Source organism: Pedococcus sp. P2_D9 (genome assembly GCF_056404275.1).
Genome location: NZ_JBFUEI010000002.1, coordinates 208,528 through 234,240, shown reverse-complemented (window position 1 = coordinate 234,240; position 25,713 = coordinate 208,528). Strand labels below are relative to the sequence as shown.

29 protein-coding genes are annotated in these 25,713 nt (G+C 67.9%); 21 read left to right on the top strand and 8 right to left on the bottom strand.

The annotated features are described in order from the left end of the window. The first annotated feature begins 138 nt into the window (after positions 1-138). From AC1DXJ_RS03920 to AC1DXJ_RS03885, 8 genes are all read left to right on the top strand, one after another. Positions 139-648, top strand: coding sequence for a Dps family protein (locus AC1DXJ_RS03920; protein WP_477636352.1), 510 nt, complete (start codon positions 139-141; stop codon positions 646-648). A gap of 32 nt (positions 649-680) precedes the next feature. Next, positions 681-1,283, top strand: coding sequence for a sulfite oxidase-like oxidoreductase (locus AC1DXJ_RS03915; RefSeq protein ID WP_477636351.1), 603 nt, complete (start codon positions 681-683; stop codon positions 1,281-1,283). Next, a complete protein-coding gene (locus tag AC1DXJ_RS03910; protein ID WP_477636350.1) occupies positions 1,283-2,005 on the top strand; it encodes an FAD-binding oxidoreductase in 723 nt (240 codons plus the stop codon). Before AC1DXJ_RS03915 ends, AC1DXJ_RS03910 begins: the two co-directional genes overlap by 1 nt. Positions 2,006-2,014: 9 nt before the next feature. Continuing rightward, positions 2,015-2,308, top strand: a complete 294-nt coding sequence (locus AC1DXJ_RS03905; RefSeq protein ID WP_477636349.1) for a DUF3046 domain-containing protein — start codon at positions 2,015-2,017, stop codon at positions 2,306-2,308. 61 nt (positions 2,309-2,369) lie between these two features. Further along, positions 2,370-3,251, top strand: coding sequence for a sigma factor-like helix-turn-helix DNA-binding protein (locus AC1DXJ_RS03900; protein ID WP_477636348.1), 882 nt, complete (start codon positions 2,370-2,372; stop codon positions 3,249-3,251). Between the two features lie 33 nt (positions 3,252-3,284). Continuing rightward, entirely contained in the window at positions 3,285-3,665 is a 381-nt protein-coding gene (locus tag AC1DXJ_RS03895; RefSeq protein WP_477636347.1) for a TraR/DksA family transcriptional regulator, read from the top strand. Between the two features lie 225 nt (positions 3,666-3,890). Then, positions 3,891-4,871 carry a GNAT family N-acetyltransferase gene (locus AC1DXJ_RS03890; protein ID WP_477636346.1) on the top strand — a complete coding sequence of 327 codons (981 nt, stop codon included), beginning with the start codon at positions 3,891-3,893 and terminating at the stop codon, positions 4,869-4,871. A gap of 25 nt (positions 4,872-4,896) precedes the next feature. Further along, a complete protein-coding gene (locus AC1DXJ_RS03885) occupies positions 4,897-6,789 on the top strand; it encodes a Na+/H+ antiporter NhaA (protein WP_477636345.1) in 1,893 nt (630 codons plus the stop codon). A gap of 51 nt (positions 6,790-6,840) precedes the next feature. Here the strand turns inward: AC1DXJ_RS03885 and AC1DXJ_RS03880 are convergent, their stop codons facing one another. Further along, on the bottom strand, positions 6,841-7,176 hold the full coding sequence (locus AC1DXJ_RS03880; RefSeq protein ID WP_477636344.1) for a hypothetical protein: 336 nt from the start codon (positions 7,174-7,176) through the stop codon (positions 6,841-6,843). 174 nt (positions 7,177-7,350) lie between these two features. Between AC1DXJ_RS03880 and AC1DXJ_RS03875 the strand changes: the two genes are divergently transcribed. The 3 genes from AC1DXJ_RS03875 to AC1DXJ_RS03865 all read left to right on the top strand — a co-directional run bounded on the left by AC1DXJ_RS03875 (position 7,351) and on the right by AC1DXJ_RS03865 (position 9,246). Continuing rightward, entirely contained in the window at positions 7,351-7,950 is a 600-nt protein-coding gene (locus tag AC1DXJ_RS03875) for a uracil-DNA glycosylase family protein (protein WP_477636343.1), read from the top strand. A gap of 212 nt (positions 7,951-8,162) precedes the next feature. Continuing rightward, the gene (locus tag AC1DXJ_RS03870) at positions 8,163-8,555 is read left to right on the top strand and encodes a Rid family hydrolase (protein WP_477636454.1); all 393 of its coding nucleotides are present in this window, start codon (positions 8,163-8,165) and stop codon (positions 8,553-8,555) included. A gap of 85 nt (positions 8,556-8,640) precedes the next feature. Then, a complete protein-coding gene (locus AC1DXJ_RS03865; protein ID WP_477636342.1) occupies positions 8,641-9,246 on the top strand; it encodes a GNAT family N-acetyltransferase in 606 nt (201 codons plus the stop codon). A gap of 40 nt (positions 9,247-9,286) precedes the next feature. Here the strand turns inward: AC1DXJ_RS03865 and AC1DXJ_RS03860 are convergent, their stop codons facing one another. The 3 genes from AC1DXJ_RS03860 to AC1DXJ_RS03850 all read right to left on the bottom strand — a co-directional run bounded on the left by AC1DXJ_RS03860 (position 9,287) and on the right by AC1DXJ_RS03850 (position 11,512). Continuing rightward, a complete protein-coding gene (locus tag AC1DXJ_RS03860; protein ID WP_477636341.1) occupies positions 9,287-10,096 on the bottom strand; it encodes an RNA polymerase sigma factor in 810 nt (269 codons plus the stop codon). A 168-nt stretch (positions 10,097-10,264) separates the two neighbouring features. Then, on the bottom strand, positions 10,265-11,188 hold the full coding sequence (locus tag AC1DXJ_RS03855; protein ID WP_477636340.1) for a ketopantoate reductase family protein: 924 nt from the start codon (positions 11,186-11,188) through the stop codon (positions 10,265-10,267). 15 nt (positions 11,189-11,203) lie between these two features. Beyond that, a complete protein-coding gene (locus AC1DXJ_RS03850; protein WP_477636339.1) occupies positions 11,204-11,512 on the bottom strand; it encodes a GNAT family N-acetyltransferase in 309 nt (102 codons plus the stop codon). Positions 11,513-11,861: 349 nt separating this feature from the next. Between AC1DXJ_RS03850 and AC1DXJ_RS03845 the strand changes: the two genes are divergently transcribed. The 3 genes from AC1DXJ_RS03845 to AC1DXJ_RS03835 all read left to right on the top strand — a co-directional run bounded on the left by AC1DXJ_RS03845 (position 11,862) and on the right by AC1DXJ_RS03835 (position 14,666). Then, positions 11,862-12,347: a redoxin domain-containing protein gene (locus AC1DXJ_RS03845; RefSeq protein ID WP_477636338.1), complete on the top strand. Its 486-nt coding sequence runs from the start codon at positions 11,862-11,864 to the stop codon at positions 12,345-12,347. A 62-nt stretch (positions 12,348-12,409) separates the two neighbouring features. Continuing rightward, complete coding sequence (locus tag AC1DXJ_RS03840; protein ID WP_477636337.1) at positions 12,410-13,591, top strand: MFS transporter; 1,182 nt, start codon at positions 12,410-12,412, stop codon at positions 13,589-13,591. A 157-nt stretch (positions 13,592-13,748) separates the two neighbouring features. Beyond that, positions 13,749-14,666 (top strand): NADP-dependent oxidoreductase, encoded by a 918-nt coding sequence (locus AC1DXJ_RS03835; protein WP_477636336.1) that lies wholly within the window; start codon positions 13,749-13,751, stop codon positions 14,664-14,666. Between the two features lie 155 nt (positions 14,667-14,821). Here the strand turns inward: AC1DXJ_RS03835 and AC1DXJ_RS03830 are convergent, their stop codons facing one another. Next, positions 14,822-15,160, bottom strand: coding sequence for a hypothetical protein (locus tag AC1DXJ_RS03830; RefSeq protein ID WP_477636335.1), 339 nt, complete (start codon positions 15,158-15,160; stop codon positions 14,822-14,824). Between the two features lie 268 nt (positions 15,161-15,428). Between AC1DXJ_RS03830 and AC1DXJ_RS03825 the strand changes: the two genes are divergently transcribed. Further along, a complete protein-coding gene (locus tag AC1DXJ_RS03825; RefSeq protein ID WP_477636334.1) occupies positions 15,429-16,289 on the top strand; it encodes an alpha/beta fold hydrolase in 861 nt (286 codons plus the stop codon). A gap of 118 nt (positions 16,290-16,407) precedes the next feature. After that, complete coding sequence (locus AC1DXJ_RS03820; protein WP_477636333.1) at positions 16,408-16,860, top strand: thioredoxin family protein; 453 nt, start codon at positions 16,408-16,410, stop codon at positions 16,858-16,860. 145 nt (positions 16,861-17,005) lie between these two features. Here AC1DXJ_RS03820 and ctaD read toward each other — a convergent pair whose 3' ends face one another. Next, positions 17,006-18,754: an aa3-type cytochrome oxidase subunit I gene (gene ctaD / locus AC1DXJ_RS03815; protein ID WP_477636332.1), complete on the bottom strand. Its 1,749-nt coding sequence runs from the start codon at positions 18,752-18,754 to the stop codon at positions 17,006-17,008. A 135-nt stretch (positions 18,755-18,889) separates the two neighbouring features. Next, positions 18,890-19,192 carry a DUF427 domain-containing protein gene (locus tag AC1DXJ_RS03810; protein ID WP_477636331.1) on the bottom strand — a complete coding sequence of 101 codons (303 nt, stop codon included), beginning with the start codon at positions 19,190-19,192 and terminating at the stop codon, positions 18,890-18,892. A gap of 363 nt (positions 19,193-19,555) precedes the next feature. Between AC1DXJ_RS03810 and AC1DXJ_RS03805 the strand changes: the two genes are divergently transcribed. The 5 genes from AC1DXJ_RS03805 to AC1DXJ_RS03785 all read left to right on the top strand — a co-directional run bounded on the left by AC1DXJ_RS03805 (position 19,556) and on the right by AC1DXJ_RS03785 (position 24,259). Beyond that, positions 19,556-20,146, top strand: coding sequence for a TetR/AcrR family transcriptional regulator (locus tag AC1DXJ_RS03805; RefSeq protein WP_477636330.1), 591 nt, complete (start codon positions 19,556-19,558; stop codon positions 20,144-20,146). 65 nt (positions 20,147-20,211) lie between these two features. Next, complete coding sequence (locus AC1DXJ_RS03800) at positions 20,212-21,069, top strand: ABC transporter ATP-binding protein (protein WP_477636329.1); 858 nt, start codon at positions 20,212-20,214, stop codon at positions 21,067-21,069. Continuing rightward, positions 21,066-21,857, top strand: a complete 792-nt coding sequence (locus AC1DXJ_RS03795; protein ID WP_477636328.1) for an ABC transporter permease — start codon at positions 21,066-21,068, stop codon at positions 21,855-21,857. The genes AC1DXJ_RS03800 and AC1DXJ_RS03795 overlap by 4 nt, the downstream gene beginning before the upstream one ends. A gap of 672 nt (positions 21,858-22,529) precedes the next feature. Then, positions 22,530-22,970, top strand: a complete 441-nt coding sequence (locus AC1DXJ_RS03790; protein WP_477636327.1) for a CBS domain-containing protein — start codon at positions 22,530-22,532, stop codon at positions 22,968-22,970. Further along, positions 22,967-24,259: an ArsB/NhaD family transporter gene (locus AC1DXJ_RS03785; RefSeq protein ID WP_477636326.1), complete on the top strand. Its 1,293-nt coding sequence runs from the start codon at positions 22,967-22,969 to the stop codon at positions 24,257-24,259. Before AC1DXJ_RS03790 ends, AC1DXJ_RS03785 begins: the two co-directional genes overlap by 4 nt. Before the next feature lie 357 nt (positions 24,260-24,616). On the opposite strand, the gene AC1DXJ_RS03780 is transcribed toward AC1DXJ_RS03785, so the two are convergent. Continuing rightward, the gene (locus AC1DXJ_RS03780) at positions 24,617-25,642 is read right to left on the bottom strand and encodes a LacI family DNA-binding transcriptional regulator (RefSeq protein WP_477613627.1); all 1,026 of its coding nucleotides are present in this window, start codon (positions 25,640-25,642) and stop codon (positions 24,617-24,619) included. Positions 25,643-25,713 lie beyond the last annotated feature (71 nt).

The window sequence follows — 25,713 nt, the reverse complement described above, 5'->3', positions numbered from 1 at the left end:
CGGGCACAACGCCCCCGCCGACGAAAGATCCGCCCGGGCGCGACCACTACAAAGCGATCGCCCTCAGGCGCCGGCGCAATCACGCCACCCACGGACATCGCCAGGCCGTAGACACGGTCAGAGAAGGAGAGCATTGAGATGAGCACGCAGGCCGCGCCCCCGTCGTACACGCCCCGCGTGCCGCCGGGCGCAGACGACACGGTTTGCCAGGCGCTGCAGAGCGCCCTGGTCCTGATGGTCGACTTGCAGCTGCAGGCCAAGCAGGCGCACTGGAACGTCGTCGGGCGCAGCTTCCGGTCCCTGCACGCCCACCTGGACGACATCGTGGACCTCGCCCGCGACGCGGCGGACACGTTCGCCGAGCGGATGCGCGCCCTGGGCGCGTACCCGGACGCCCGCGTTGGCGTCGTCGCTCTGGCGTCGACGCTGCTACCTGCAGCTGAGGGTCCACGCTCGACCCAGGAAGTCGCCCGCGCGCTCAGCACACGCCTGCGGCTCGTCGCCGAAGCTCTGCGGCACGCGCACACGGCCATCGAGGCCCTCGACTCCCCGACCGCGGACCTGTTCAACCAGAGCGTGCTTGACGTGGAGAAGCACGCGTGGATGCTCGAGGCAGAAGTAGCACCACACGGCGCAGACCCGTCCTGACACCCCGCACCGACGAAAGGCAGGTCAAGACCATGGCAGTCACCCGAGGATTCACCCGCCGGGACCGCAGCGACCCCCGGCTCCCGCCCGGGCAGTACAACACCGGCGACGGCTGGCCGGTCCTGAGCTACGAACCGACCCCGCGGCTGGACACCGCCACGTGGACGTTCAACATCGACGGGCTGGTCGACCGACCCCAGACCTGGTCCTGGTCCGACCTGCACAAGATGCCGCCGTCGACGTACGAAGGCGCCATCCACTGCGTGACCACGTGGTCCAAATTCGACATGACGTGGAACGGCATCTCCGTCGACACCCTCCTGGAGCTCGCCGGGCCCCAGCCCGCCGCCGCTTACGTCATGGCGCGCTCCCACACCGGGTACACCACCAACCTCCCGCTCGAAGACGTCACCGGCGGAAAGGCATGGGTCGCCTGGACGGTCGACGGGAAACCGCTGCCCCTCGAGCACGGCGGCCCGGCCCGCCTGCTGGTGCCGCACCTGTACTTCTGGAAGAGCGCCAAGTGGGTTTCCGGGCTCTCCCTGATGGACCACGACGAGCCCGGGCTGTGGGAACGCAACGGTTACCACGACCGTGGCGACCCGTGGCGCGAGCAGCGCTACCAGGGCGACTGATGGACCGGCTCGTCACCACCCCCGTCCCCCCGGTCCAGCCGTGGCAAACGGCCACGGTCATCGGCGTGCGTCAGGAGACCCCGAAGGCGAAGACGTTCCAGCTGCAGATTGCTGGACCGCACGACTTCGTCGCCGGCCAGCACTTCATCCTTCGGCTGACCGCTGACGACGGATACCACGCGCAGCGCGCGTACTCGGCCGCGTCCCCACCTGGCCAGGACCCCCTCGAGGTGACCGTCGAACGGCTCCCCGACGGGGAGGTGTCCACGTTCCTGCACGACGCTGTCGATGTCGGTGACACCGTGGACATCCGCGGCCCCATCGGCGGTCACTTCGCCTGGGACGTCACCACCCCAATTCTGGGAGTAGCCGGCGGCAGCGGCATCGCGCCGCTGATGTCGATGCTGCGCGCCGCCCGAGCAGCGGGCCGTCCCGACACCATGTCCTTGGTCGTGTCGGCGCGGTCTCCCCACGAGCTCTATTACGCCGACGAGCTCACCGGACCTGAAGTGCACGTGGTCTACACGCGCACCGCCCCACCCGGCGACTCTCGAGGCGTCGGACGGCTGACCGTCGACGACCTCGCCCCCGTGGTGCAGGTCGGTCAGCCGGCGTTCGTGTGCGGCTCCCCGGCGTTCTGCGACGCGGTCACCATGCTGCTGGACTCCCTCGGTGTGCCAGCACACGACATCCGCGTGGAACGGTTCGGCCCCTCCGGATGAGGCCCGACGATGCCGGTGCGTGAGTTCTGGGCGCTGATGGACGACGAGTTCGGGCCCGCGTACTCCAGCTCACTGTCGAAGGGCTTGGTGCTGGCAGCCCTGAACGACTGCTCCGTGCTCGAAGCCGTGGAGCAGGGCCAGAATCTGCGTGAGGTGTGGCACGCGGTCTGTGACGCCATGGACGTGCCGGCAACGAGGCGAGGGTTCGAACCACCGCCTCACCGACAAGGTCGAGAGCTACCGCCCCCTACCGAGAGTCCAGTGCCGGCAAAGATTCCGGGTGCCGCCGACACGAACGCGTGAAGCGCCCCGCGCCCGCTCCTTGCGGCCGGGTCAGAAGATGAACGCACGGAGGAGTGGTCAGGTGGACTGCGCGACGATTGCCAGGTACTCGCCGGTGGCGACGAGTGGATTCCTGCCGTGGCATGACGTGCGCGCAGTCGCGCGACACGTCCAGGGCTGCCCGGAGTGTGCCGAGCTCCTGTCCCAGACGGCAACCGTGTCCGCGCTGATCGGACAACGTCTGAAAAGCCCCGCGGCGGCACTGGAGCCCATGGTCGCCGCGATGTCGGACCGCGACAAGGTGGCGGCCACACAGGCCGCGCTGACGTCCTTGGCGCGCCAGCTTGACCCCGCTCACGCTGACGACCTGGTCCAGGACACCTGGGACCACTTTCTCGAGGAGGAGCCAGGCCGCACGCCCCGCCGCGAGGACCTGACCGCCTACCTCCTGCTGGCCGCCGGCGTCCACCGTGACACCGACGAGGGCAACGAGGGTGCGTACGTGGACACCGTGCTGACCCACCATGCCCACTCGCCTGCGGAGGTGGCCGACCGGGACCTGCCAGCAGGGTTCGAGGCATACGGGTCGCTGCGCGAACTGGCAGACCTTGATGCCTTGGACCCCGATGCTGACTCGGCTGAGCTGCTCCTACCCGAGCTGTACAGCGACGGCGACGACCGGGGCAGCTGGGTCAGCCCGCCGACGGTGTGGCCGCACGCCACCCAGTTCCTCGGCCCCGCCGAGGACGCGCAGACGCAGGAGCTGTACGCCGTCGTCGACTCCGCACTCGATGAGCTGTCTCCCGCCGTGGCCAACGTCGTCTACCTCGTCGACGTCGAAGGACTCTCGCTGCACGACACAGCGACCACTCTGGGAACGGACCTCAAGGAGTTGCAGCGGGCCCTGGCCCGAGGCCGTCACCACGTGCGAGGCCGCGTCGACGCCTACATCAAGAGCCAGTGACCGCCACCAGGCGGACAACGAAGGGAACGAATCATGGACCTTGACCGAGCCAAGCATCTCCTGCTTGCTGAGCGCGAACGAATCAGCGGTCTGCTGGGAGCCTCAGCCACAGCTCGAGCGGAGGACAACGACGCCGAGCGTGACGCCGGAGACGGCGACGCGGACGGTGCGCAGCCGTTGGAGCACGAGGCGCTCGACATCGCCATCGCGACCAGTCTCCAGGAACGGTTGGCTGCCGTGGAGCGAGCAGAGGAGCGCCTGGCGAACGGCTCGTACGGCCTCTCGGTGGAAAGCGGGCTTCCCATCCCGGACGGCCGGCTGGAGGCTGACCCGGCGGCCGAACTGACGGTCGACGAGGCAGCCAAGTACAAGCACCGGCACCAGAAGCAGCCACGCGGCGAGACCGGCTTCTGACCCCCGGCCGCATTCCCAAGACGTTGAACGCACCGGTGCTGGCGCCTGTCGGCGTCGTCGCGCCGACAGGGCTTGTGGATGCCACGCGATTCGCTAAGAAACCGGCAGTCGCCGCCCACTACCCGCTGTGCATCGGCCTCCAAGGCCAAGCCGTGACGTCCGACCGCGTCAGGTGGCGCGTATCCCTGCGACCCGTCGCGGCAGAACGAACGAAGAAGGTGGACCATGTCAGGTGTGCCAACCTCGAACATCGACGAGGTCCGAGTGGTCGACGTCGTCGACAACCCGGTCAACCAGCAGTACGAAGCAGTGCGTGACGGCAAGGTCGTGGGGCTGCTCAGCTACCAGTGGCGCTCTGCCACGCACGTCGACCTGGACCACACCTACGTCGCCCCTGGGGAACGCGGGCACAACGTCGGCATCACACTGGTCGAGCACGCCATCGGCGAGGTCCGGGCCAAGGGGGCGACCCTGTCGCCCGGCTGCTCGTTCGTCGCCGAGCACATCGCCGCGCACCCCGAGCACGCAGACCTGGTCGCCCCGTCCCCAGCTTCGCGGGGACGGCGTCCCCGACGCCCCGGGTTCGATGCGGCACCTGCCGAGGCGTTCGTGCACGACCAGCACGACGTCCAGCTCCAGCCGCTGCAAATCGTGACCGCGCGCGTGCTGCTGCGCCCCTGGGAGCTCGACGACGTGGACGCCGCCCTGGACCTGTTCTCCGCCCCGTCGGTGGCGGTTTCGATGCACCCAGTCGTCCCACTTGTGCAAGCCCGAGCCGACGTGACCAGGCTGCTCGACTCGTGGATCCTCGAGTCGTACCAGGCACCGGTTCCGCAAGGACGGTGGGCGATCGAACGCCAGGACACCGGTGAGGTCATCGGCAGCATTGTCCTCACCACTGCCACACCCACCTCGTCCCTGCTCACGTTGTGGTGGCAGGTGCGCCCCGACGCCACCGGTGAAGGGTTCGCCACCGAGGCGGCGCACGCGGTTGCACACCACGCGTTCAGCGTCGGTGGCGCCGACCACCTGTACGCCCTCATCGAGCCGGCGAACGAGCGCGCCACCGCCCTCGCCACCCGGCTCGGCATGCGCCTGCAGGACACGACCCGTGAGTTCTACGGCTCGACCCTCCACCAGTACCGCCTGGACCCCGAAGACCTGGAGCAGGCCCAAGAACGACGCAGCCTGTCCCTGACCGACTAGGGCGACCCGTGAGCGACCCAGCCCCGTGAAGAAACGAGCCCGACGAGCCGCCCTCGGCGACGTCACCCAGTGGATGGCGCGGGAAGGAATCTCCTCCGCCCGTGCCTACCTGGCGACCGAGTCCGGAAGTGCCGGCATCCTGGCCACCGCCATCATCGTCGCGCTCTGCTGGGCCAACCTCGGGACGACCTACGCCGAGGTGTGGGCTGCGCACCTGTCCGTGCAGCTGGCGCACCACGGCGTCGACCTGACCCTGCACGAATGGGTCAACAGCGGCCTGATGACCGCGTTCTTTGCCGTCGTCGGCCTGGAGACGCGGCGCGAGTTCGACCTTGGCGAGCTGCGCGACCGCAGCCGGCTCCTGCTGCCGGTGGCCGCCGGAACCGGCGGCGCGGGCGCGTCCGTGGGCCTCTACCTGCTGCTCAACCACGCCAACGGGGCCGCCGCCGGCTGGGGGGTGGCCATGTCCACCGACACCGCCCTGGCGTTGGGCATCCTGGCCGTGGCCGGCCGGTCCGCACCCGAACGCACCCGCACCTTCCTGCTCACCCTGTTCGTCATCGACGACCTCCTGGCTCTGCTGGTCATCGCGGTCGTGTACAGCTCCGACGTCCGCGCGTGGCCCCTGGCCCTGGCCGTGCTGGCGTACCTAGCGCTGCTGGGGGCGATGAAGGCCGGGGCGAACGTCCCAGGCAGCTATCTGTTGTTCGGCACGGTCATGTGGCTGACCACGCTGAGCAGTGGCATCGACCCACTGGTCACCGGCCTGGTCCTTGGCCTGACCGCCGCCGCGTACTCACCGGGCCGGTCCAGCTTGGAGGCGGCGTTCGGGTTGTTCCGGCGCTACCGCGAGCAGCCATCCTCCGACCTCGCCAAGGCGGCCGTCGCCGGCTTGGCCGCAACACTGTCGCCGAATGCGCGGCTGCAGAAGCAGCTGCACCCCTGGACCGGATACGTCATCGTGCCTCTGTTCGCCCTCGCCAATGCCGGCGTCCAGCTCACCGGGCCCCAAGCGGAGCGAGCGTTCACCTCTGGCTTCACGTGGAGCATCGTGGTGGCCTACCTGGTTGGCAAACCAGTCGGTGTCGTCCTGACCGGTGTTGTGGTCTCGGCGATCGGTCGGTCCAAGGTGACTGTGCCCGTCGGGTGGGCGTCAGTGGTCGGAAGCGGCACGGTCGCCAGCGCCGCGTTCACCGTGTCGTTGCTCATCGCGAACCTGGCCTTCACCGGCGAACGACTGGAGCAGGCACGCGTCGCAGTCCTTCTGACCATCGTCGGGTCCACGGCGACGACGTTCGTCGTGTTCGCGGCCACCCGCCTTCTCGACCCGATGCGCCGTGCCCGGGCGTTGACCGGTGACGCCGAGATGCTGCTCGACCTCACCACTGCTGTGGAGGCCGGCAGAGACCATGTCCGCGGCCCGGGCGACGCACTGGTCACCATCGTCGAGTACGGAGACTTCGAGTGCCCGAGCTGCGGCCGCGCGGAGAAGTCCCTGGCTGCCGGGCAGTTGGGCGGCGACGTTCGCCTGGTGTGGCGGCACCTGCCCATCCCCGAGGTGCACCCGCACGCGGCCCTCGCCGCTCAGGCAGCTGAGGCAGCCGCGGCACAGGGCAAGTTCTGGGAGTTTCACGACGTCCTCCTGACCCACCAGGACCGGCTGCGCATCGAAGACCTACGGCGGTACGCCCAGCAGCTGGGGATGGACCAGGTGCGGTTCCTGCACGACATCCGCACCGGCAAGTACGCCCACCGGGTCGCCCAAGACGTCGCCTCAGCCGACGCCAGCGACGTCTCGGGCACACCAACGTTCTTCATCAACGGGCGGCGGCACTACGGCCCGCACGACGCAAAAACCATGACCAAGGCGGTAGAGGCCGCCGCAGTCCACGCCCAGATGACCGCACGGGGCACCTGACCAGCGCCGCTCACGTGACACCTGGGTCCTCAGCACGATGCCGCGTCGTCGTCAGCTGCTGGTCTGGAAGTGCCCGTCGAACCGGTCCCCGGTCCTCACATCGACGAACCGCAGACCGGTGACCTGGCCGCCCGTGACCAGCCAGCTCACCTCGTACGTCGCCCGGTAGGACGGCGGCCAGAACGAAGTGAAACGGCCACCGTCCACCGACCACTGCCCCTGGGTGGGGCGGCCACCCTCGAAGTATGTGGTCTGGCCCGAGGCGAGAAACGACTGGCTCGAGCCGTCGGTGTACCGCAACGGCGCGGCAGTCACAGCTGCCGGAAGGTCCAGCGCAGCGACCGCCTCACCGTCCTCGACGTCGAACCCGGCCAACGACTCCACCATGACGCGCTTCCCTTCCTCAGTGCTCCTTGTCACCGTTGAGTGTCTTCGCCGGCGGGAATCTGTCGTCCTCACCCACAACATCGCGGACTCACCAACCGACTGCGGCGTCAGATGCGCCCCGCAGCCGGCACTGACAGCACGAACGGATCGGATGGCGCGAGAAGGGACCACACCATGCACCCGACGTTGAACAGCGTCCGGTCAGCCATCGCCGGTGCCCCGGACAATGCGTGGGCGACGGACCAGGGCTGGCAGCCGCTGTACACCGCTCACCCCGACGCCAAGATCGTCATCGTCGGACAGGCACCGGGTCGCCGCGCCCAGCTGTCCGGCATCCCGTGGGACGACGCCAGCGGTGTCACCCTCCGTCGGTGGCTCGGAATGTCCGCTGAGGCGTTCTACGACCCACGCAACGTGGCCCTGCTGCCGATGGACTTCTACTACCCCGGCAAGGCAGAGCACGGCGACCTCCCGCCCCGACCAGACTTCGCCGCCCGGTGGCACCCGCTGCTCCTCGAGCACATGCCGAAGGTCCAGCTCACCGTCCTCATCGGTCAGTACGCCCAACGTCATTACCTCCGGGGCCACCTCAAGACCACCTTGACCGAAACTGTCCGCGCCTTCCGCGAGTACCTGCCCGACCGGTTTCCGCTCGTGCACCCTTCCCCGCTGAACTTCCGCTGGCAGGCACGCAACCCGTGGTTCGAGGAAACGGTCCTGCCGGAGCTGCGCCACCGTGTCGAGGCCGCCCTCGCGGTCGAACCGGCAGGTTGACTCGTGGCCGCAGACCCCGGTTGCTAAGACATCGGCCGCCGCAGGCACACACCCGGAGAGCGGACCCGATCGCGCAACGCGTGGTGGCCGTGCCAGGGGCCCGGGCGCGCCGGCTGATCGCGTGCGGGACGAGACAGCGACCACGGAGGCAGCGAGTGACTGGCACTGAACCAACCGCACTGACCCATGCTCGAGAGGCGGTACCTGTGACCATGCCGCAGTCGGTCTGCGTCGGTGCGTGCCATCGTGCCGGAGGCCAGGCCGACGCCGTCCGGCTCCCCGCGGCAACCGTTCAGGTGGTCACGTCGGCGATACCTGGTCTCACGCCCACGGGGGCGATCCCGGAGACGTTCGACGCGCAGGCGCAGCAGGCATGGGTCAACGTGCGCAAAGCCCTCCTGGCGGCCGGCGCATGCCTGCGCGACGTCGTCAGCGTCCGAGCAGCGCTGACCGACCCGCGCGACATCCCGGCCTATGAGCGGGCAACCGCCCAGTTCCTCGACCACGACGTGGTGACCTCCCTCGTGGTGGTGCCACAGCTGCGCCGTCCGGGGCTGCGCGTTCAGGTTGAAGTCGTCGCCACGCCGCGCGCTGCCGACCCCTGAGCCGGGCACTGCTCGAGGTGCCGTCGCCATGGCCGCGGCACGAACAGGTTCGTCAGCGCACGAGTGAGGGAGCTGCAGGGATTCGATGATCGACTTCTGCCAGATCGACGGACGGGTCATCAGCACCAGCAGGGTGATGCTCCGGCCGTGGACCGAAGCGGATGCCGTGGCCGCGTTGAGCATCTACGGCAGCCCAGCAGTGGCGCACTGGCTGGAACCGCAGATGCCCCGCGTCCCGGACACGGACACCATGGTCCGGATCCTGCGGTCCTGGGCCGAGGATGACCTCACCGCCCTGCCCCCCGTTGGTCGGTGGGCGATCACCCTGGCGTCCACACCGCAGGAGACCGAGGTCGTGGGCGGTGCGTCGCTGCTGCCGTTCGGTCCAGGTTGGGAGGACCTGCAGATGGCGTGGCAGCTCAAGCCCAGCCGGTGGGGCAAGGGACTGGCAACCGAGACAGGCCACGCCTTAGCGCACTACGCCTTCGCTCACGGCGCCGCGGAGGTGTTCGCCGTGGTGCGTCCCCGCAACCGTCGGGCCGCGGCGGTCGCCGAACGGGTCGGGATGGAATGGGTCGGGGAGACCGACAAGTACTACTCACGCCAGCTTCAGGTGTACCGGCTGCTGCACGCCGACCTGGACACCCCTGCCGGCGGAGTGCGCATCACCCCCACACCCGGGGCGCACTGAAGCAACCCGCGCCCGTCCCCCTGTTGACCGGCAGCAGGCGTCAGAGGCTGGGGAGCTCGTACACGAAGCCCTGCTCGGCGAGGTATCGACGAAGGTTACGCCGGGCGTGGAACATCAGCTGGTAGACGGCGTTGCGGTTGGACCCCAGCTGGGTGGCGATCTGCTCGATGGTGGCGCCGTGGACCACCACGCCGAGGAACACGTGCCGCTGCCGCTGCGTCAGTGACGTGTCCATCGCGCTCATCACCGCCTGCTTCAGCGCCACAGCCTCCGCCTGGGCCTCCGGCGTGGCGCCTCGAGACGCCGGCAACCGGTCCCACTCCTCCGAGGTCAGGCCGTGGGCCACGCTGCGGCGGTTGTGCTGGCGAATCTTCACGCGAACCTCGAAGGTCACAAAGCTTCGCGCCCAAGTGGTGAACATGCTGTCGCCGCGGAAGTCGGGAATTCGTCTGATGATGGACACCAACGCATCGGCCGCCGCTTGGTGGGCCAAGTCGTCTCGCTCAGCCCCGGACAGGCGTGAGGTGTCCGTCCGGCGACCGATCTCGCTGCGGGCAGCCCGTAACAGGTAGGCGTACAGGGCGTCTGCGGCACGTTCCCGCACCGCGCCCGGCTGGGTCAGCGCTGCCGTCCACCGCGCGTTCTCCCGGTCCCGCTCGGTGTCAACGACCGCGCGCTCACCTGCGCAGTCCGGCGGCCGGGAGGCCAATGCTGCCGCACCGTCGCCCGCGTCGACGGCTGGCCTTGCGGCCGGTCTAAATGGTCGATTGAGTCCAGTCTTGGCAAGGAGTTCGCCTGCATGGAAGTGCTCCAGCATGGCATCGGGCGGCACCTCAAGAAAGGACTTCATAGTCCAAAAATACAGCCCGCGTGTGCGGTGTCAATGCTGAGACAGTGACAAACTTCGCCCTTGTCGGCAGCTCGCCAGCGCCGGCCGCGACGCCTGTCGCGATGCGACACATCTGGACCGAACCGTCCCATCCAGAGGGTGTCTGGCCCGCCTCTTCGGAAGCAGAGGTTAGGCGGGGCGTCCGTTCGCGAACGGTGACAGGGCCGCCGTGATGACTCGGTTGGCGGGCGCCGGGAGGTCAAGCCGGCTGGACATCGCGGCGACGTACCCGCCGAGCCAGTCCAGCTCGAGCCGGCGGCCGTGCGCCAGGTCGTTGGCCATGGACGAGGTCATGTCGTAGGGCAGCCCGTCGCAGAACGTCAACCGGTCAGCCGCAAGGGTGCTGTCCAAAGGCACCCCCAGGCGCTGCCCGAGAGTGGTCACCTCCGTCATCAGCTCCAGAAGCAGAGCGCGGGACGCCGGGTTGGTCCGCACCACACCGATGGGAGAACGAGTGATGGAGGTGGCCGACGACAGGCCGACGAGGAACGTGAACTTCTCCCACAGGACGACGGTGATGTCCCTCGAGGTGACGCTGTCGACGCCAGCGCCGCGCAAGGCGGCGTCCAGCCTGCCCACCCGGTCACTGTCCGTGCCGTCGAACTCCCCGAAGACGATGCGCTGAAGCTCACCGTGGTGGGTGATCGTGCCGGGCTGCGTGACGAAGGCCGAGATGTACGCCGCCCCACCGAGCAGTTGCTGGGCTGGGACGTGGCGGCCGAGGACGTCACGAGCCAGCACACCGTTCTGCAGGGACAGAACCGCCGTGTCCGCCGAGATCATCGAGCCGAGCTGGCGGGCCACGTCTTCGGTGTCCCACGACTTGACCGTCACCAGCACCAGCTCGGGGTCGTGCAGGCCCGCAAGGTCGTCGGTGGCGTCAACCACCGGAAGATGATGGGTCTGGCCGCCGCTGGTCAGCGTCAGCCCCTCGGTCTGCAAGGCACGCAGATGCGCCCCGCGGGCGACGTACTGCACCTCCTCGCCAGCCAGTTGCAGCCTGGCACCGAAGTACCCGCCCACCCCGCCGGCGCCCACGACGGCAATCCTCATGCGCAGAACCCCGGATCAGTCGGTGACGCGGCTCGGCGCCGCGCCGTACACCAGGTCTCGGTAGTCGTGGTGCTTGCCCAGCCAGCTCCGCACGAAAGGGCACACGGCCAGCACCTTGTGCTGGCCCTGGCCCCGGATGTCGTCCAACATCCCTTGCACCAGCGCGCTGCCCACGCCCTGACCCTCGTACGCCGGGTCCACCTCCGTGTGCTCGATCACGATGATGGAGGCCGTGGCCTGGTACACGCTGTAGCCAGCCACTGTCTTGCCGCTGCGAGCCTCGTACCTGCTCTTTGACGCGTTGTTCTCTACCGTCAGATCCATCGGTTCTCCTTCGACATGTCCACCATCATCGTCGTGGGACGGGCCCTGCAGCGCTGAGGCGCTGCGCCACGAGAGCAAGCGTGTCAGGCACACGTCACCTCATGGACCTTCGTATCCGGCTGTCGGTGCATCTCTCGTCGCGCACCACCGTCTGGCGCGCCCTGTTCCAGCGACCGGACCTCGGTAAGACGCCCAACATGCCGGCCACCAACTCGGGTCAGCCCACACCCCTCCATGACCGCAGCCTGGCAGGAACGGCGTCAGAGCCCCAAGGGCGCCCAGCCCCGTGACAAGCGGCACGGCCACCGAACGGCGAACGGGACAGGACCATCAACCAAGAGGACGCCCCATGTTGCCGAACGGTTCGCCGTTTCCCCAGCTGTCACTGCACACACCAAGCGGGGATGAGCTGCTGCTTCCCGCTGCCACACGGGGAAGCTACGCCGTCGTGCTGGTGTACCGCGGTGCGTGGTGCCCGTACTGCGTGGCACAACTGCGCTCCTTCGCCAAACGGGAGGACCTGTTCAAGGCCGAGGGCATCACCACCGTCGCCTTCTCCGCCGACTCCCGCACGACGGCCGCGCACACCGTGGAGGACCTGAGCCTGCCCTTCCCGGTCGGCTGCGAGGCGGACGTGCCGAACGTGGCGGTGGCGCTTGGGTGCTACACCGACCCGGACGCGACGTTCTTCCAGTCCACCGGCTTCGTGCTCGACCCCGGCGGCAACACCTTGCTCGCGCTGTACTCCTCCGGTCCCATCGGCAGGCTGGGGCCAGCCGACGTGCTGGGTTTCGTCTCCAGGCGCCGCGACAAGGACATGGGGGTCGCGTCATGACCACTCGCCACTCCGACGGGTCCAGTGTGCTACGCCCGCTGACACCCGCCGAACCAGCACCCATGTCAACCCGCGGCCGGCGCCTGGCGTTCGGGTCGGGCGTGGCCGCGTTGGTGTTCTCCTTCGCCGCGAACGCGGCCCCCGTACCGCTGTACAACGTGTACCGGAACAAGGACGGTCTCACCAACGGCGCCGTGTCGCTGGCCGTTGTCGCTTACTCCTTCGGGACCATCGCCGCGCTTCTCCTGCTGGGGCGCCTGTCGAACCACTGGGGCCGGCGGCGCACCGCCATCGCCAGCGTCGTCCTCGTCGTGCTCGGATGCCTCATGCTCCTCCAGGTCCACAGCACCGGCACCCTCGTCGCCGCCCGCCTGCTGATGGGGGTGGGCTCCGGCATCGCCAGCACGAGCCTCACCGCCTACATCGTTGACACCGCGCCGCGTCGGCCAGCGTGGCTAGCGTCGGTCGCCTCCAGCCAAGGGCCCATGTTCGGTCTTGCGGTCGGCTCGGTCGGCTCCGGGGCCCTGGTCGAGTTCGCACCCTTTCCTCGCCAGCTCGTCTACGCGGTGCTCGTCATTCTGCTCATCATGACCTCCGTGCTCATCGCACTCAGCCCCGAAACGGTGGCGCCGAAGGGCGGCGCATGGCGGTCCCTGCGACCCCAAGCGGCCCTGCCCGCACGAGTAAGGCACCTGGTACCCGTGGCGGCGGCCGTGTTCCTGGCCACATGGGCCACCGGCTCGTTCTACCAGGCACTCGTGCCAGCCCTGGTGCAAGACCAGCTGCACACCACCAGCCCGCTCACCATCGGGCTGGTGTTCGCCGCATACATGGCATCCAGCGCCTTCGGCGCACCGCTTGGCGGCCGCCTCACTCCGCCGACCGCGCAGCGCGGCGGCATGCTCGCCTTCCTGGTCGCCATGGCCGGCATCATCACGGCCGTCACCTCCGGCCAGCTGCCCCTGTTCATCGCTGGCACCGTCCTGGCCGGCGCCAGCCAAGGAGTCGCGATCAGCGCCACCGTCCGTGGTCTCCTCTTCGGCAGCACACTGACCGACCGGGCGCCCATCTTCACCGTCATCTACCTGCTGTCCTACAGCGGCGCCGCATTCCCGAGCCTGATCGCAGGCGCCCTGACGGGCATCGTGTCGCTGACCACGATCGCCCTCGGATACGGCGGACTCACCCTCGCAGCCACCGCCTTCACCATCATCGCGGCCCGCGGGCCAGGCATCGCCGAGTAGCTCTCGGTGCGGGCCTGACGTCGGCCGGCGCTTGTGGACACGGTGCCCGGCGCGAGGACACTGGGAAGCAACGATCACCCGAGTGCGCCGTAAGCGCCACCTTCCTCGAAGCACCAACTCACCAACACCAACACACCAACTGAAGGAGCTGAGGTCCATGAAGGCGATCGTGGCAAGCGACCAAGCTGCCGGCCTGGCCGGCATGACCCTGACCGACCAGCCAGAGCCGACACCGGCCATCAACGACGTCACCGTCCAGGTGTACGCGGCAGGATTCGTCCCCACGGAGATGGAGTGGCCCTCCACCTGGGCCGACCGCGCCGGGCGCGACCGCGCCCCGTCCATCCCCGGGCACGAGATGGCCGGAGTGGTGACCGCCCTCGGGTACGGCACCACCGGCCTGACGGTGGGGCAGCGCGTGTTCGGCATCACCGACTGGCATCGTGACGGCACCCTGGCCGAGTACGTCACCGTCGAATCCCGCAACCTCGCCCCACTGCCCGGCGACGTCGACTTCACCGTCGGCGCCAGCCTTCCCATCTCCGGGCTGACCGCATGGCAGGGTCTGTTCGACCACGGCCACCTCCAAGCCGGCCAGACCGTGCTGGCGCACGGCGCCGCCGGTGCCGTCGGGACCATGATCACCCAGCTCGCCCGCGAGTTCGGCGCCCACGTCATCGGCACCGGCCGCGCCGGTGACCGGGACAAGGCCCTCGAGTACGGTGCCCACGAGTTCGTTGACCTCGAGAACGACGCACTCGAGGACGTCGGCCCGGTCGACCTCGTCTTCGACGTCATCGGGGGCGACGTGCAGAAGAAGTCCGCAGCCATCACCCGTCCCGGTGGAGTGCTCGTGTCGATCGTTGGGCCCGTCGAGTTCCGGCCAGCCGACGGACGCGCTGTCGACTTCGTTGTCGAGTCAGTCCCGGCCCAGCTGCGTGAGATCGCCCAGCGCGTCCGGGACGGGAGGATCCGCACAAACATCGGCCAGGTCGTGCCCCTGACCGAGGCGGTGGCCGCCCTGAGCTCGACCGAGCGCCGCAAGGGCAAGCCCGTCATCAACATCATCACCTGACACCACTGGGCACCACGGCACCCGGCCTGCGGGTGCCGTGTCCTGTGAACTCGCCTGGTCCGCCGCCCCCGACGGGGCGGTGGACCTGTGCCATGTCTGGGCGCGTCACGCGACGCCGGGGGTGGGCTGTCCGCGCCCCGGTGTCACGGTCGAGCTCAGCTCTGGGCGTGCCCTTCAACCTGGGACAGGGCCATGTCCATGGCAGCGCGAAGGGGTGCGGCATCACCTGATGTCTGCCCCAACAACAGCCCCCCGTACAGCAAGGCAGCGAACGCGGACCCCAACGTGGTGGTGTCCGCCGCGCTGGACAGGCTTCCCCTGGCCTGCAGCCGCGCCAAGGTCTGGGCGAGCGCCCGCTCCCACTCGCGCAGCCCCATCGCACAACCGTCGCTGGAGAGTCGCACTGCGTGGGCGTGAGAGTCGCCGCTCGGGGTTCGTGGCGTGGGCTCATCGCCGTCCTGGGCTTCGAGCTCGTCTGCAGCTTTGTCGATCACAGCGTCAGCCCAAGCACGCAGATGCTGGGGCGTGCTGACCTCCTCCAGCGACGGTTGCGCGTGCACCAGGCTCTGGCTGAGTCGGTCAATCGCGTGTGGTTCCAAGGCTGTCCTCCCATGTTGTGGACGTCCTCAGGGAGTGCCGGGCCGGCGCCCTTTCTCACGTCAGGCTCGTCGCCAAACACCTCACATCTCGGTCCCGCACGGTTTTCGCGGGACGGGCGCACCCCAGCGGTAAGACCACTATTTGCTGCGGTCACGAACAGCCATGACCGTCCAGGACCTGCCGTGGGCACCCGCGTGCCAGGACGACCTGGAGTACGGCACCTGCGTCGTGGGCGCGGCAGCCAGCACCAGTGTGCATTTCCATGAACGGACCGTGTGGGGCCAGCGCATGCTCTACCGCGAGGCCGGCTCACCGGGGAACCCGACGGTTCTCCTCCTGCACGGGATGACCTCGACCGCTTGGAACATCACGTCGCTGCTTCACGCCCTCGCGCCAAACTTCCATGTCATCGCCCCCGACCATGTAGGCGCCGGCCTACACCCGGCGCCCGGACCAGTCACCGCCGAGCAGGCCGTGGCAGGCATGAGTGCCCACCTTGACGCCCTGGTGCGACAGCTCGATATCACGTCGGTGGGTGTGGTCGCCCAGGACATCGCAGCGTGCGTCACCCAGGAGTTACTCGCCGCAGGCCGCAAGAACGGCGCAATCTGGGCTGCGGCCGTCGAAACGCTGCCCTCCGGCCCAAGGGCTCCCCAAGGCGACCACCGGAACCTCCTGCCGGCGGACGAGTCGGCCTTCAACCCAGATGTCCACACGCTCCTTGCGGCTCACGAGCCCGCAATCACCTTGGCCGCGAGCACGTTCACCGCAGCCGGCATACCCACCGTCCGCTTCCACGCACAAGATGGCGTCGCACACTGGTGCGGACCGGACAGCATCCGATCAGGGTTGCACTCGGTGGGCACGCGTCTCCTACCCAGTTCCGCCGCGGAGCTCGGCCCGGCCGCGCAGCTCACCTATCTGACGGCGCAGGACGGCACACCCGTGGACCATGAGCTGTGCCGTCTGGGTCGTTGGCTGACGCGCTTCCTGATGCGCCACGCACCCGCCCCTCACGCCTGAACCGTGCACTCGACGCCAGTCGCGGGCAAAGGGTGGGCCGTCGCCGGTCACCAACCAAGAACAGGACGGCCGTGCGCTCACCACGCGGGCCACCGAACAACAAGCAAGGGAGACCGTCATGGCGACTCAAACAGTCACCGCGGACACGTTCGAGCCAGTAGTCACTGAGAGCACCATGGCGCTGGTCGACTTCTGGGCCACCTGGTGCGGTCCGTGCCGCAGCTTCGGACCCATCTTCGAAGCCGCTTCCGACAAGCACCCGGACATCGTCTTCGCCAAAGTCGACATCGACGAGAACTCCTCGCTGGCGACCGGTGCCGGCATCAGCTCCGTGCCCACGCTCATGGCCTTCAAGGAGGGCGTCCTAGTGTACAGCCAGCCCGGCGCGCTGCCCGGTCCCGTCTTGGAGGACTTCATCAGCCAGCTGCGCGAGCTCGACATGGACCACGTCCGCTCCCACCTAGAGCACAACGGCGACCAGCACCACCCGTCGCCGGCGAATGCTGACCCTCAGCCGGAGCGGCACTACCACGACGGGGCCGCCGAGCCGCAGCAGCCGAACGGGGGCTGAAACACGGTTCAAAAGCCGGCGACGTAAACGGGCGGTAAGCCATGCGACAACGTCCGCACTCTGCTCGAGCAGAGTGCGGGACGTTGTCGCGTCAAGACCTCGGACGGTCAGGGACGACCCGTCGTCGATCGCGAACACTGCCTTTCTAGGGTTTGTCCCCAGTCTCGGTGTGGGTGCCGTCGGACCGGCTCGACATCACGGCCACCACCGTGGTTGGAGTTGCCGGCACGCTGCCTGGGGCCGCCTCTGGGTGGTGCAGGTCGAACGCGGGACGCTCGGAGCGAATGCGCGGGAGGGTGTCGAAGTTGTGCCGAGGCGGGGGGCAGGACGTCGCCCACTCCAATGACCCGCCATAGCCCCAAGGGTCGTCGGTCTCGACCAGGGGCGCCGTGCGCCAGGTCTTCCACACGTTGTAGAGGAACGGCAGCGTGGACGCGCCGAGGATGAACGACCCGACCGACGACAGCTGGTTCATCCACTGGAAGCCGTCTTCGGGCAGGTAGTCCGCGTACCTGCGCGGCATGCCCTGGGCGCCGAGGACGTGCTGGACGAGGAACGTGGTGTGGAAGCCGACGAACAGCAGCCAGAAGTGGATCTTGCCGAGCGTCTCGTCAAGCATCCGACCGGTGAACTTCGGCCACCAGAAGTAGAACCCGGCGAACATCGCAAACACCACGGTGCCGAAGACGACGTAGTGAATGTGCGCGACGACGAAGTAGCTGTCGGTGATCTGGAAGTCCAGGGCGGGGCTGGACATGATGATGCCGGTCAGGCCACCGAACAGGAACGTGACGAGGAACCCGATGGACCACAGCATGGGCGTCTCGAAGCAGAGTTTCCCGCCCCACATGGTGCCGATCCAGTTGAAGAACTTCACACCGGTGGGCACGGCGATGAGCATGGTCATGACTGAAAAGAAGGGCAGCAGGACCTGGCCGGTTGCGTACATGTGATGGGCCCAGACCGTCACGGACAGGGCCGCGATGGCGATGGTGGCGAACACGAGGGTCTTGTAGCCGAAGATGGGCTTGCGGGAGAAGACGGGCAGGACCTCGCTGATGATGCCGAAGAACGGCAAGGCGATGATGTAGACCTCGGGGTGCCCGAAGAACCAGAACAGGTGCTGCCACAGGATGGGGCCGCCGTTCTCGGGGTCGAAGATGTGGGCGCCGAAACGCCGGTCGGCACCGAGCGCGAGGAACGCGGAGGCAATCACGGGGAAGGCCATCAGGACCAGGATGCTGGTCACCAGCACCGTCCACGTGAAGACGGGCATGCGGAACATGGTCATGCCGGGCGCGCGCAGGCAGATGATCGTGGTGATGAGGTTGACTGCGCCGAGGATGGTGCCGAACCCGCTGAGCGCGAGGCCGAACACCCACAGGTCGCCGCCTACGCCAGGGCTGTTGACGGCGTCGGAAAGGGGGGCGTAGCTGGTCCATCCGGCTGCTGCGGGGCCGCCTGGGCTGAGGAATCCTCCGATGACGATGAGTGCGCCGAACAGGTAGAGCCAGTAGGCGAACATGTTCAGGCGTGGGAACGCGACGTCGGGTGCCCCGATCTGCAGCGGCATGACCGCGTTGGCGAAGCCTGCGAACAGCGGGGTCGCGAACAGCAGAAGCATGATGGTGCCGTGCATGGTGAACAGCTGGTTGAACTGCAGTGGGTTGTCCACGACCTGCAGTCCCGGTTCAAACAATTCGGTGCGAATCACTAGGGCCAGCACGCCAGCGAACAGAAAGAAGGTGAACGAGGTGATCAGGTACAGGTTTCCGATGACCTTGTGGTCTGTCGTGGTCAGCCAGCCCACCACGCGGGCCTGCGCGCGGGTGGGGTTCTGGTCAGAGGAGGACGTAGCCGTTGGCGACGGGGTCTGCGTTGGCGGGTAGGGCATTGTTGTTTCTCCCGAATGCGACCCGGTGGGGTCTTGGTGCTGTGCTGATGGGGCCGAGCCAGGCCCCTCGCGAAGAGTTGGCTCTGTGGTGCTGCGGTGGTGTTGGCGGCAGGTTGGCTGCTTGGGGGAGTGGTCCTAGCCGACGTCGACGAACGCTGGGTCGAAGGCGATGTAGGCGCTGAAGTCGGCCCCCACGCGAGCTATGGCGCTGGGCAGTGGCATCGGGTAGCTCCAGGCGGCCGCGGTGCTTCGTGACTGTGGGGTCAGAACGTCGAAGTACTGGGCGGCGCCCTTCCACGGGCACGTGTACGGGCGCGGCGACGGCTGGAGAGCTCCGTCCCTGACGCTGGCTGGCGGAAAGTAGAGCCTTCCTTCAATCCAGACGAGATCATCGTCGCTGGCTTCGGCTACCACGTGGCCCAAGAGTTGTGCCTTCAAGGTTGGCTCCTTCGTCATTACGGACAACGGTCAGTTGTGGCACGTCCACGCGGAATCAGGACGTGCTGATTCCGCGTGTCCGAGGGCAGTGCGAATCGTGCGGAGGTCGGCAGAACATCCACTGATCGGTAAGTTGCACACCGGGATCGGCTCTTAGCAGCCGCGCCTGCGCGGACCGTCAATTTCCCCAGGCGGAGGTCGGCTCAACGGATGCTCACGCACGAGGTCGTGGCACTTCCCTGCGTGAGGCTCGGTTGCCCGCGTGCCATGCCGCCGCTGGCGGCCCAGAGGGCCGTGAAACGCCGTGCCCTTGACATTGACCCATATTGCGAGCCACTCTCATTTGAGAGACACTCTGAAAGGATGGCCGTGGCGGGTCTGCGCGAGCGTAAGAAGGAACGTACGCGGGAGACGATTCAGCGCGAGGCACTTCGGCTGATCGTGAATCAGGGCTACGAGGAAACCACCTGTGAACAGATCGCCGCTGCCGCGGAGGTCTCGGCGGCGACGTTGTTCCGCTACTTCCCGACCAAGGAGGACATCGTCCTGCAGGACGGCTACGACCAGGTGATCGGGGCAGCGGTCGTGGCCCGCCCGGCGCGGGAGCGACCGTTGGTGGCGGTGCGCCGTGGCTTCGCAGATGCCTTCGCCGAGGTGTATTCGGGCGACGTGGAGCCGGTCCGCCAGCGGACCGCACTGATCCTGTCGGTGCCTGCGTTGCGGAGCCGTTCGCGAGAGCAGAGCGCCAGCTTGGTGGCGCACCTGAGCGAAGCCCTCGCCACGCGGGACGCCAACGGCCGGCAGTCGCTGAGGACGGAGGTGGCGGCCGCGGGCTGCGCGGCGGCGGTCTCCGTTGCGGTTGAACGATGGGCCGCCCACGGAGGGCACCTGCCGAAGATCGTGGATGACGCGCTGGCTGCGTTGGGTGCCCTTTCTGCGGGGTCGGCTCGATGAGGTCGTCGGTGATCCGCTTGAGCGGCCTTTCCAAACGCTATGGATCTCTGGCAGCGGTCGATGATGTGAGCCTTCAGGTGTTCCCGGGGGAGGTCTACGCACTGTTGGGCCTCAATGGGGCGGGCAAGACCACGCTGATCCGGGTGCTGCTCGGGATGATCCGTCCGAGCGCTGGCCACGTCGAGGTCGCGGGTCGCCCGGTGAGCGATCGGTCGATGTGGGGTCAGGTCGGCTACTTGGTCGAGACGCCGTCGGCGTACCCGGACCTGACGGTCCGGGAGAACTTGGAAGTGGCGCGACGGCTGCGTGGGCTTCGGGAGCCCGGGGCGGTGGAATCGGCTGTGGACCGGTTTGGCCTGTCGGCATATGCGGACTCGCGCGCTCGGACCCTGTCACTGGGCAACGCGCAGCGGTTGGGAATTGCCAAGGCGCTGCTGCACCATCCCAGGATCCTCGTGCTGGATGAACCGGTGAACGGACTCGACCCGGCGGGGGTGGTCGAGGTTCGCACGATGTTGGTCGAACTTGCCCGCGAGACGGGTGTGACGGTGTTCCTTTCCAGCCACCTGCTCTCCGAGGTCGCCCTGGTGGCAGACCGCATCGGCGTGCTCCACCACGGGCAGCTGGTCGAGGAGTCCTCCACCACCGAGCTGGCGGCTCGGGCCGGCTCCCGGCTCGAGATCGAGACCCGTGACCTGTCCAGTGCGGCCCGGGTGCTGCGGGCTGCCGGATTCATGGTGCGGGAGGTGTCCGGCGTGCTGGTCGTTGAGGACCATGCGGCGGTGCAGCATCCAGAGGAGGTCGCCATTGCATTGGTGACGGCCGGAGAACCGCCGACCCGACTCGCGGTCGTCGAAGAAGACCTCGAGAGCCACTTCCTGCGACTGGTCGCCGCTGCCCGACCGGTGGGAGTCCCGCAGTGAGTGGCGGGCTCCGCGCCGCGGTCTGGGCCGAGCAGCTGAAGCTCCGGCGCTCCGTCCTGCCGTGGGTGACGGGGACCGCGTTCCTCGTGGCGGCGCTGGTCGGCGGATTCTTCATGTTCGTCCTCCAGGACCGGGCCCGGGCCCGTTCGCTCGGTCTGCTCGGCACAAAAGCTCAGCTCGCGGGCGGCGCGGCGGATTGGGCCGGCTACTTGGCACTCGTGTCACAGATCGTCGCGGTCGGTGGTCACCTGGTGTTTGGGATGGTGCTCATCTGGCTGTTCGGGCGGGAGTTCTCGGACCGCACTGCGAAGGACCTGCTGGCCCTGCCGACGTCACGGGTGGCGGTGGTGGCGGCCAAGTTCATCGTGGCGCTCGGCTGGTGCCTACTCCTGGTGTGCCAGGTGCTGGTCATGACTTTGGGGATCGGGGCACTGCTGCGGCTCCCCGGGTGGTCGGCATCCACGGTGCTCCACGGGTTTGGCGTGACCTTTGCGGTGGCGCTCCTGACGGCAGCCCTGACCGCTACCTACGGGCTGGTCGCCAGTTGGGGACGCGGCTATCTGACCGCGGTGGGGGTGATGTTCGCGATCGTCTTCGCCTCTCAGATCATTTCCGCTGTGGGGTATGGCGCGTGGTTCCCGTGGGCGGTTCCATCGCTCCTCAGTGGCGTGGCCGGGCCCGACCAGCCCCTGCCGGGCGTGCCGTCGATGGTCAGCGTGGTCCTGGTGGGCTTGGTTGCCAGCATCGCCACCGGTCTGTGGTGGCAGCATGCCGACCACGACCGATAGCTCGCGCCGCATGGACGTGAAGCATGGCCCCGCTCGGGCGCCAGGAGCTGACCGGTCCCGCCGGTTCGGGGCCAGGAGTGCGGTTGGTGGGTAGCCTGAGATGGACAAGAAGGGCGCGAAATGAGCGGACGTCGGACAGGGTTGGTCTCAGCAGCTGCCGTAGTCGGGACAGCGTGTGTCGTCACGGATGCCGTAATGGGTGGCGCGCCGCACGCGTTGGTCTCGGTCCTCGCCGGTGGGCTCGTGGGTGCCTGGGCGCACGTCTACGTGCGCTGCATGTGCGCCTCCCAACCCCTCGTTCTGAGGTCGTTGGAACGCGCCATCGCAACCGGCGCGATGGCCGCACCGGCCGCCATGCTCCTAGCGCTGGTTTTTGGGCCCGCGGTGTGGGTAGTTCTGGCTCTCGCCGGGCTGGCGTGGGCTGCTGCTGTCACTGACGACGGCCATCTCCCTGCGACCACACTGCGCATTCATCGACCTCGCACCCCCGGAGTCGGCCCACACGCGTAGCCCGGTCCTAGGGCGCTACCGCGGTCCGAGGGCGGTAGCGCCGCCAGGGCGGTACGGTAGCCGCGGAGCGCCGGGAAGTCTGGTCGGCAAAGTAGGCAGTCGTGGCCAACAGACGGGACTTCACACATGCGAGCCGGCGACCTGGCACAACCATTCGAGACAGTGACCCCGGAGACGGAGGTCCTGGCGGCGGCGCAGGCAATGGCCGCAGCCCGCCAGCCCGGACTGATCGTCTGTGGGGACGACGGGCACCCCTACACGATCGTTCCCGGGTCCCAGGTCCTGCGCTTCCTGATCCCTGAGTACCTCCAGAAGACCCCGGCGCTTGCGCGGGCGCTGGACGAGCAGGCGTCCGAGGAGCTGTGTCGCAAGCTGGAGCGCACCACGGTCGGGGAGCTTCTGCCGCACCCGAAGGACATCGACGAGCTGCCCGTGGTCGACGTCGACGCGACCCCCTTGGAGGTCGCGGCCGTCATGGCGCGGATGCACAGCCCAGTGGTGGCGGTCGTCGATGACGAAGGCGGCACCGGTCGGGTCGTGGGCGCAATCACCGCAAGTCAGCTGCTCGGCCACCTGCTGCCGCCGGGTCCCGCCCAGTCATGACCGAGGTCTTCGTCGTCGTCGTCTTCGTGGCGGCGTACATTCTGATCGCCACCGAACGCATCCACCGTGTCGCCGCTGCCCTGTGGGGTGCCGCCGCGATGGTGCTCCTCGGCGTGGTGGACACCAAGGTGGCCTTCTTCAGCGAAGAGACAGGCGTCGACTGGAACGTCATCTTCCTGCTGCTGGGCATGATGGTGATCGTCAGTGTGCTCAAACAGACCGGCGTCTTTGACTACGTCGCCATCTGGGCCGCCAAGCGCACCCGCGGCAGACCTTTCGCCACCATGGTGCTGCTGGTCTGCATCACCGCCCTGGCATCCGCGTTGTTGGACAACGTCACCACGGTCCTGCTGATCGCCCCGGTGACCCTGCTGGTCTGCGACCGGCTCGGGCTGCCGCCGGTGCCGTTCCTGATCGCCGAAGCCCTGGCTTCCAACATCGGTGGCACTGCCACCCTGATCGGTGATCCACCGAACATCATCATCGCGAGCCGGGCCGGCCTGACCTTCAACGACTTTCTCGCCAACCTCGCACCGATCGTCCTGCTGCTGCTGATCGTCTTCATCGGCCTGTGTCGCGTGCTGTTCCGATCGGCCTTCCAGTACCACCCAGATCGGGTCGCCACGTTGATGGCGCTGGACGAGCGTGAGGTCATCCGCGACCACGGCCTGCTGATCCGCTCAGGAGTCGTGCTCGCCCTCGTCATGGTCGGCTTCGTCGCCCACTCCGCACTGCACATCGAGCCCTCCCTGGTCGCACTCCTGGGTGCTGGCGCACTGGTAGCGCTGTCGAAGCTCGACCCTCCAGAATTCTTGGAGGAGGTGGAGTGGCCGACCTTGGTGTTCTTCATGGGGCTGTTCATCATGGTCGGTGCGCTCATCGAAGTGGGTGTGATCGGCCGCCTGGGTGAGGCAGTCACCGACGCCGTAGGAGACCAGTACCTGCTCGCCTCCTCGGTCCTGCTCTGGGGATCCGGGGTGGCGTCAGGTGTTGTCGACAACATCCCCTACGTGGCCACCATGAGCCCCCTGGTGAAGGACCTGGTCGCCTCAGGCCAGGGCTCGCCAGGAGCGGACGCCCTCTGGTGGGCCCTGGCCCTCGGAGCCGACCTCGGCGGCAACGCCACCGCAGTCGGCGCCAGCGCCAACGTCGTCGTGATCGGCATCGCCGCCCGCAACGGACACCCCATCTCCTTCTGGAAGTTCACGAAGTACGGTGCTGTCGTTGCGCTCGTCACGATCGGCGTGGCCTGGGGTTACCTCTGGCTCCGCTACTACGCCTTCGCCTGATGGCGGCTCTCGCGGCGGACCCTCAGGCCAAGAGCGTGGCCTGAGGGTCCGGGTGTGCTCGAGAGACGACGTCTCGCGTCGTCTGCCTGTGGGGAAATCGCGGCGAAATCTGCTGGGGAGCCCAGAAGCGGCTGGTGGGCGGGCGGCATACGTCGGCCTGTAAATCCATCGCTAAAGCTTCGAAGGTTCGAATCCTTCACCTGCCACCACGTGCCCAGAGGGCGCCTGACCCGCGGAAACGCGGATCAGGCGCCCTCTGTGCGGGGTAGGGGTATCCAATCGAGGTGGACTCCCAGACCGCTGCGATTGCGAGCCGCAGTCCTTGTCTTGCTCGCCGCGGACTCGGATGCCCGAGGGCTACGAGCGGGGGGCGGTGATGGATTGGCGAAGTTGAATCGGCATGTCAATGAGCTGGATTCCCCGGGGGGCATCGGGATCCAGGACCTGTGTCATCGCGCGTCGACCCATCTCTTCATAGGGGAGCTTTGCGGTGGTGAGGCCCGGTCGCATGTAGGAGGCGAGTTCGTCGTCGTCGAAAGAGGCGATGGACACATCGTCGGGAACGGTCGCGCCATCTTCCGTCAGCGCCTGGTGCGCGCCGAAGGCGACGCGATCATTGAGACAGATCAGGGCGGTGACCTTCACTCCCGAATCGAGGATGCTCCTGGTGGCGTCGTACCCATTCCAGGGCTCCCACACTTCGAATTCGGCCGTGACGGCAGGCGCAACCCCTGCCTCGTCGAGTGCTTGGTAGATGCCTGCGAACCGGCTGCCGATGGTGGCCGAGATGGTGGGGCTGGCGATGGCCTTCGGGGCGTATCCGACGATCCCAATTCCGTGGCGGTGGCCGGCGTCCAGCAGCTGCCGGGTCACCCGGTAGCCCGCCTGTTGCTCCGCCGGTAGGACGGCTGAGTGAGCACTGGTGCTGGTGGCGTTTGCAGTGACCGCGCGGAGGCCTTCGGGAAGGTCCGGCAGCTCAAGCAGCCGTGCGGTGAGCGAGCCGAAGACGATTCCATCGACCTGGCGGTCGATCATGAACTCCAGGGCCTTCTCCAGCTGGAGGGGGTGGTTTCCCGTCTCCGCGATCAGCACCCCGTGGTCGCGCTCGTCGGCAACGTCGAGCAGCCCCCGGATCATGGCCGAGGCGAACCGCGTGATGGTCACTTCGTCGGAGATGAAGCCGACCGTGTGCGTCTTGCCCATCCTCAGGGACCGCGCGGCGGGGTTGGGCCGGTAGTTCAGCTCGCGCGCCGCCGCCTGGATCCGCTCCATGGCATCCGCGGACAGCCGCGACCCGGGACGGTTGTTGAGCACCAGGCTGACAGCGGTTTTTGACATCCCGGACTTGGCTGCGACATCAGCGAGGGTGACGCGCTTGGTCATCCGCTACTCCCTCCTGGCTGTGACGCGCTCGGCCACGTAGGGCTGATCCTATCCACAGGGACCAGTACTCA

Coding starts and splice junctions, on each gene's coding strand:
- AC1DXJ_RS03920 (WP_477636352.1), top strand. CDS start 139: ATGAGCACGCAGGCCGCGCCCCCGTCGTACACGCCCCGCGTGCCGCCG.
- AC1DXJ_RS03915 (WP_477636351.1), top strand. CDS start 681: ATGGCAGTCACCCGAGGATTCACCCGCCGGGACCGCAGCGACCCCCGG.
- AC1DXJ_RS03910 (WP_477636350.1), top strand. CDS start 1,283: ATGGACCGGCTCGTCACCACCCCCGTCCCCCCGGTCCAGCCGTGGCAA.
- AC1DXJ_RS03905 (WP_477636349.1), top strand. CDS start 2,015: ATGCCGGTGCGTGAGTTCTGGGCGCTGATGGACGACGAGTTCGGGCCC.
- AC1DXJ_RS03895 (WP_477636347.1), top strand. CDS start 3,285: ATGGACCTTGACCGAGCCAAGCATCTCCTGCTTGCTGAGCGCGAACGA.
- AC1DXJ_RS03890 (WP_477636346.1), top strand. CDS start 3,891: ATGTCAGGTGTGCCAACCTCGAACATCGACGAGGTCCGAGTGGTCGAC.
- AC1DXJ_RS03880 (WP_477636344.1), bottom strand. CDS start 7,176: ATGGTGGAGTCGTTGGCCGGGTTCGACGTCGAGGACGGTGAGGCGGTC.
- AC1DXJ_RS03875 (WP_477636343.1), top strand. CDS start 7,351: ATGCACCCGACGTTGAACAGCGTCCGGTCAGCCATCGCCGGTGCCCCG.
- AC1DXJ_RS03870 (WP_477636454.1), top strand. CDS start 8,163: ATGCCGCAGTCGGTCTGCGTCGGTGCGTGCCATCGTGCCGGAGGCCAG.
- AC1DXJ_RS03865 (WP_477636342.1), top strand. CDS start 8,641: ATGATCGACTTCTGCCAGATCGACGGACGGGTCATCAGCACCAGCAGG.
- AC1DXJ_RS03860 (WP_477636341.1), bottom strand. CDS start 10,096: ATGAAGTCCTTTCTTGAGGTGCCGCCCGATGCCATGCTGGAGCACTTC.
- AC1DXJ_RS03855 (WP_477636340.1), bottom strand. CDS start 11,188: ATGAGGATTGCCGTCGTGGGCGCCGGCGGGGTGGGCGGGTACTTCGGT.
- AC1DXJ_RS03850 (WP_477636339.1), bottom strand. CDS start 11,512: ATGGATCTGACGGTAGAGAACAACGCGTCAAAGAGCAGGTACGAGGCT.
- AC1DXJ_RS03845 (WP_477636338.1), top strand. CDS start 11,862: ATGTTGCCGAACGGTTCGCCGTTTCCCCAGCTGTCACTGCACACACCA.
- AC1DXJ_RS03840 (WP_477636337.1), top strand. CDS start 12,410: ATGTCAACCCGCGGCCGGCGCCTGGCGTTCGGGTCGGGCGTGGCCGCG.
- AC1DXJ_RS03835 (WP_477636336.1), top strand. CDS start 13,749: ATGAAGGCGATCGTGGCAAGCGACCAAGCTGCCGGCCTGGCCGGCATG.
- AC1DXJ_RS03825 (WP_477636334.1), top strand. CDS start 15,429: ATGACCGTCCAGGACCTGCCGTGGGCACCCGCGTGCCAGGACGACCTG.
- AC1DXJ_RS03820 (WP_477636333.1), top strand. CDS start 16,408: ATGGCGACTCAAACAGTCACCGCGGACACGTTCGAGCCAGTAGTCACT.
- ctaD (WP_477636332.1), bottom strand. CDS start 18,754: ATGCCCTACCCGCCAACGCAGACCCCGTCGCCAACGGCTACGTCCTCC.
- AC1DXJ_RS03805 (WP_477636330.1), top strand. CDS start 19,556: ATGGCCGTGGCGGGTCTGCGCGAGCGTAAGAAGGAACGTACGCGGGAG.
- AC1DXJ_RS03785 (WP_477636326.1), top strand. CDS start 22,967: ATGACCGAGGTCTTCGTCGTCGTCGTCTTCGTGGCGGCGTACATTCTG.
- AC1DXJ_RS03780 (WP_477613627.1), bottom strand. CDS start 25,642: ATGACCAAGCGCGTCACCCTCGCTGATGTCGCAGCCAAGTCCGGGATG.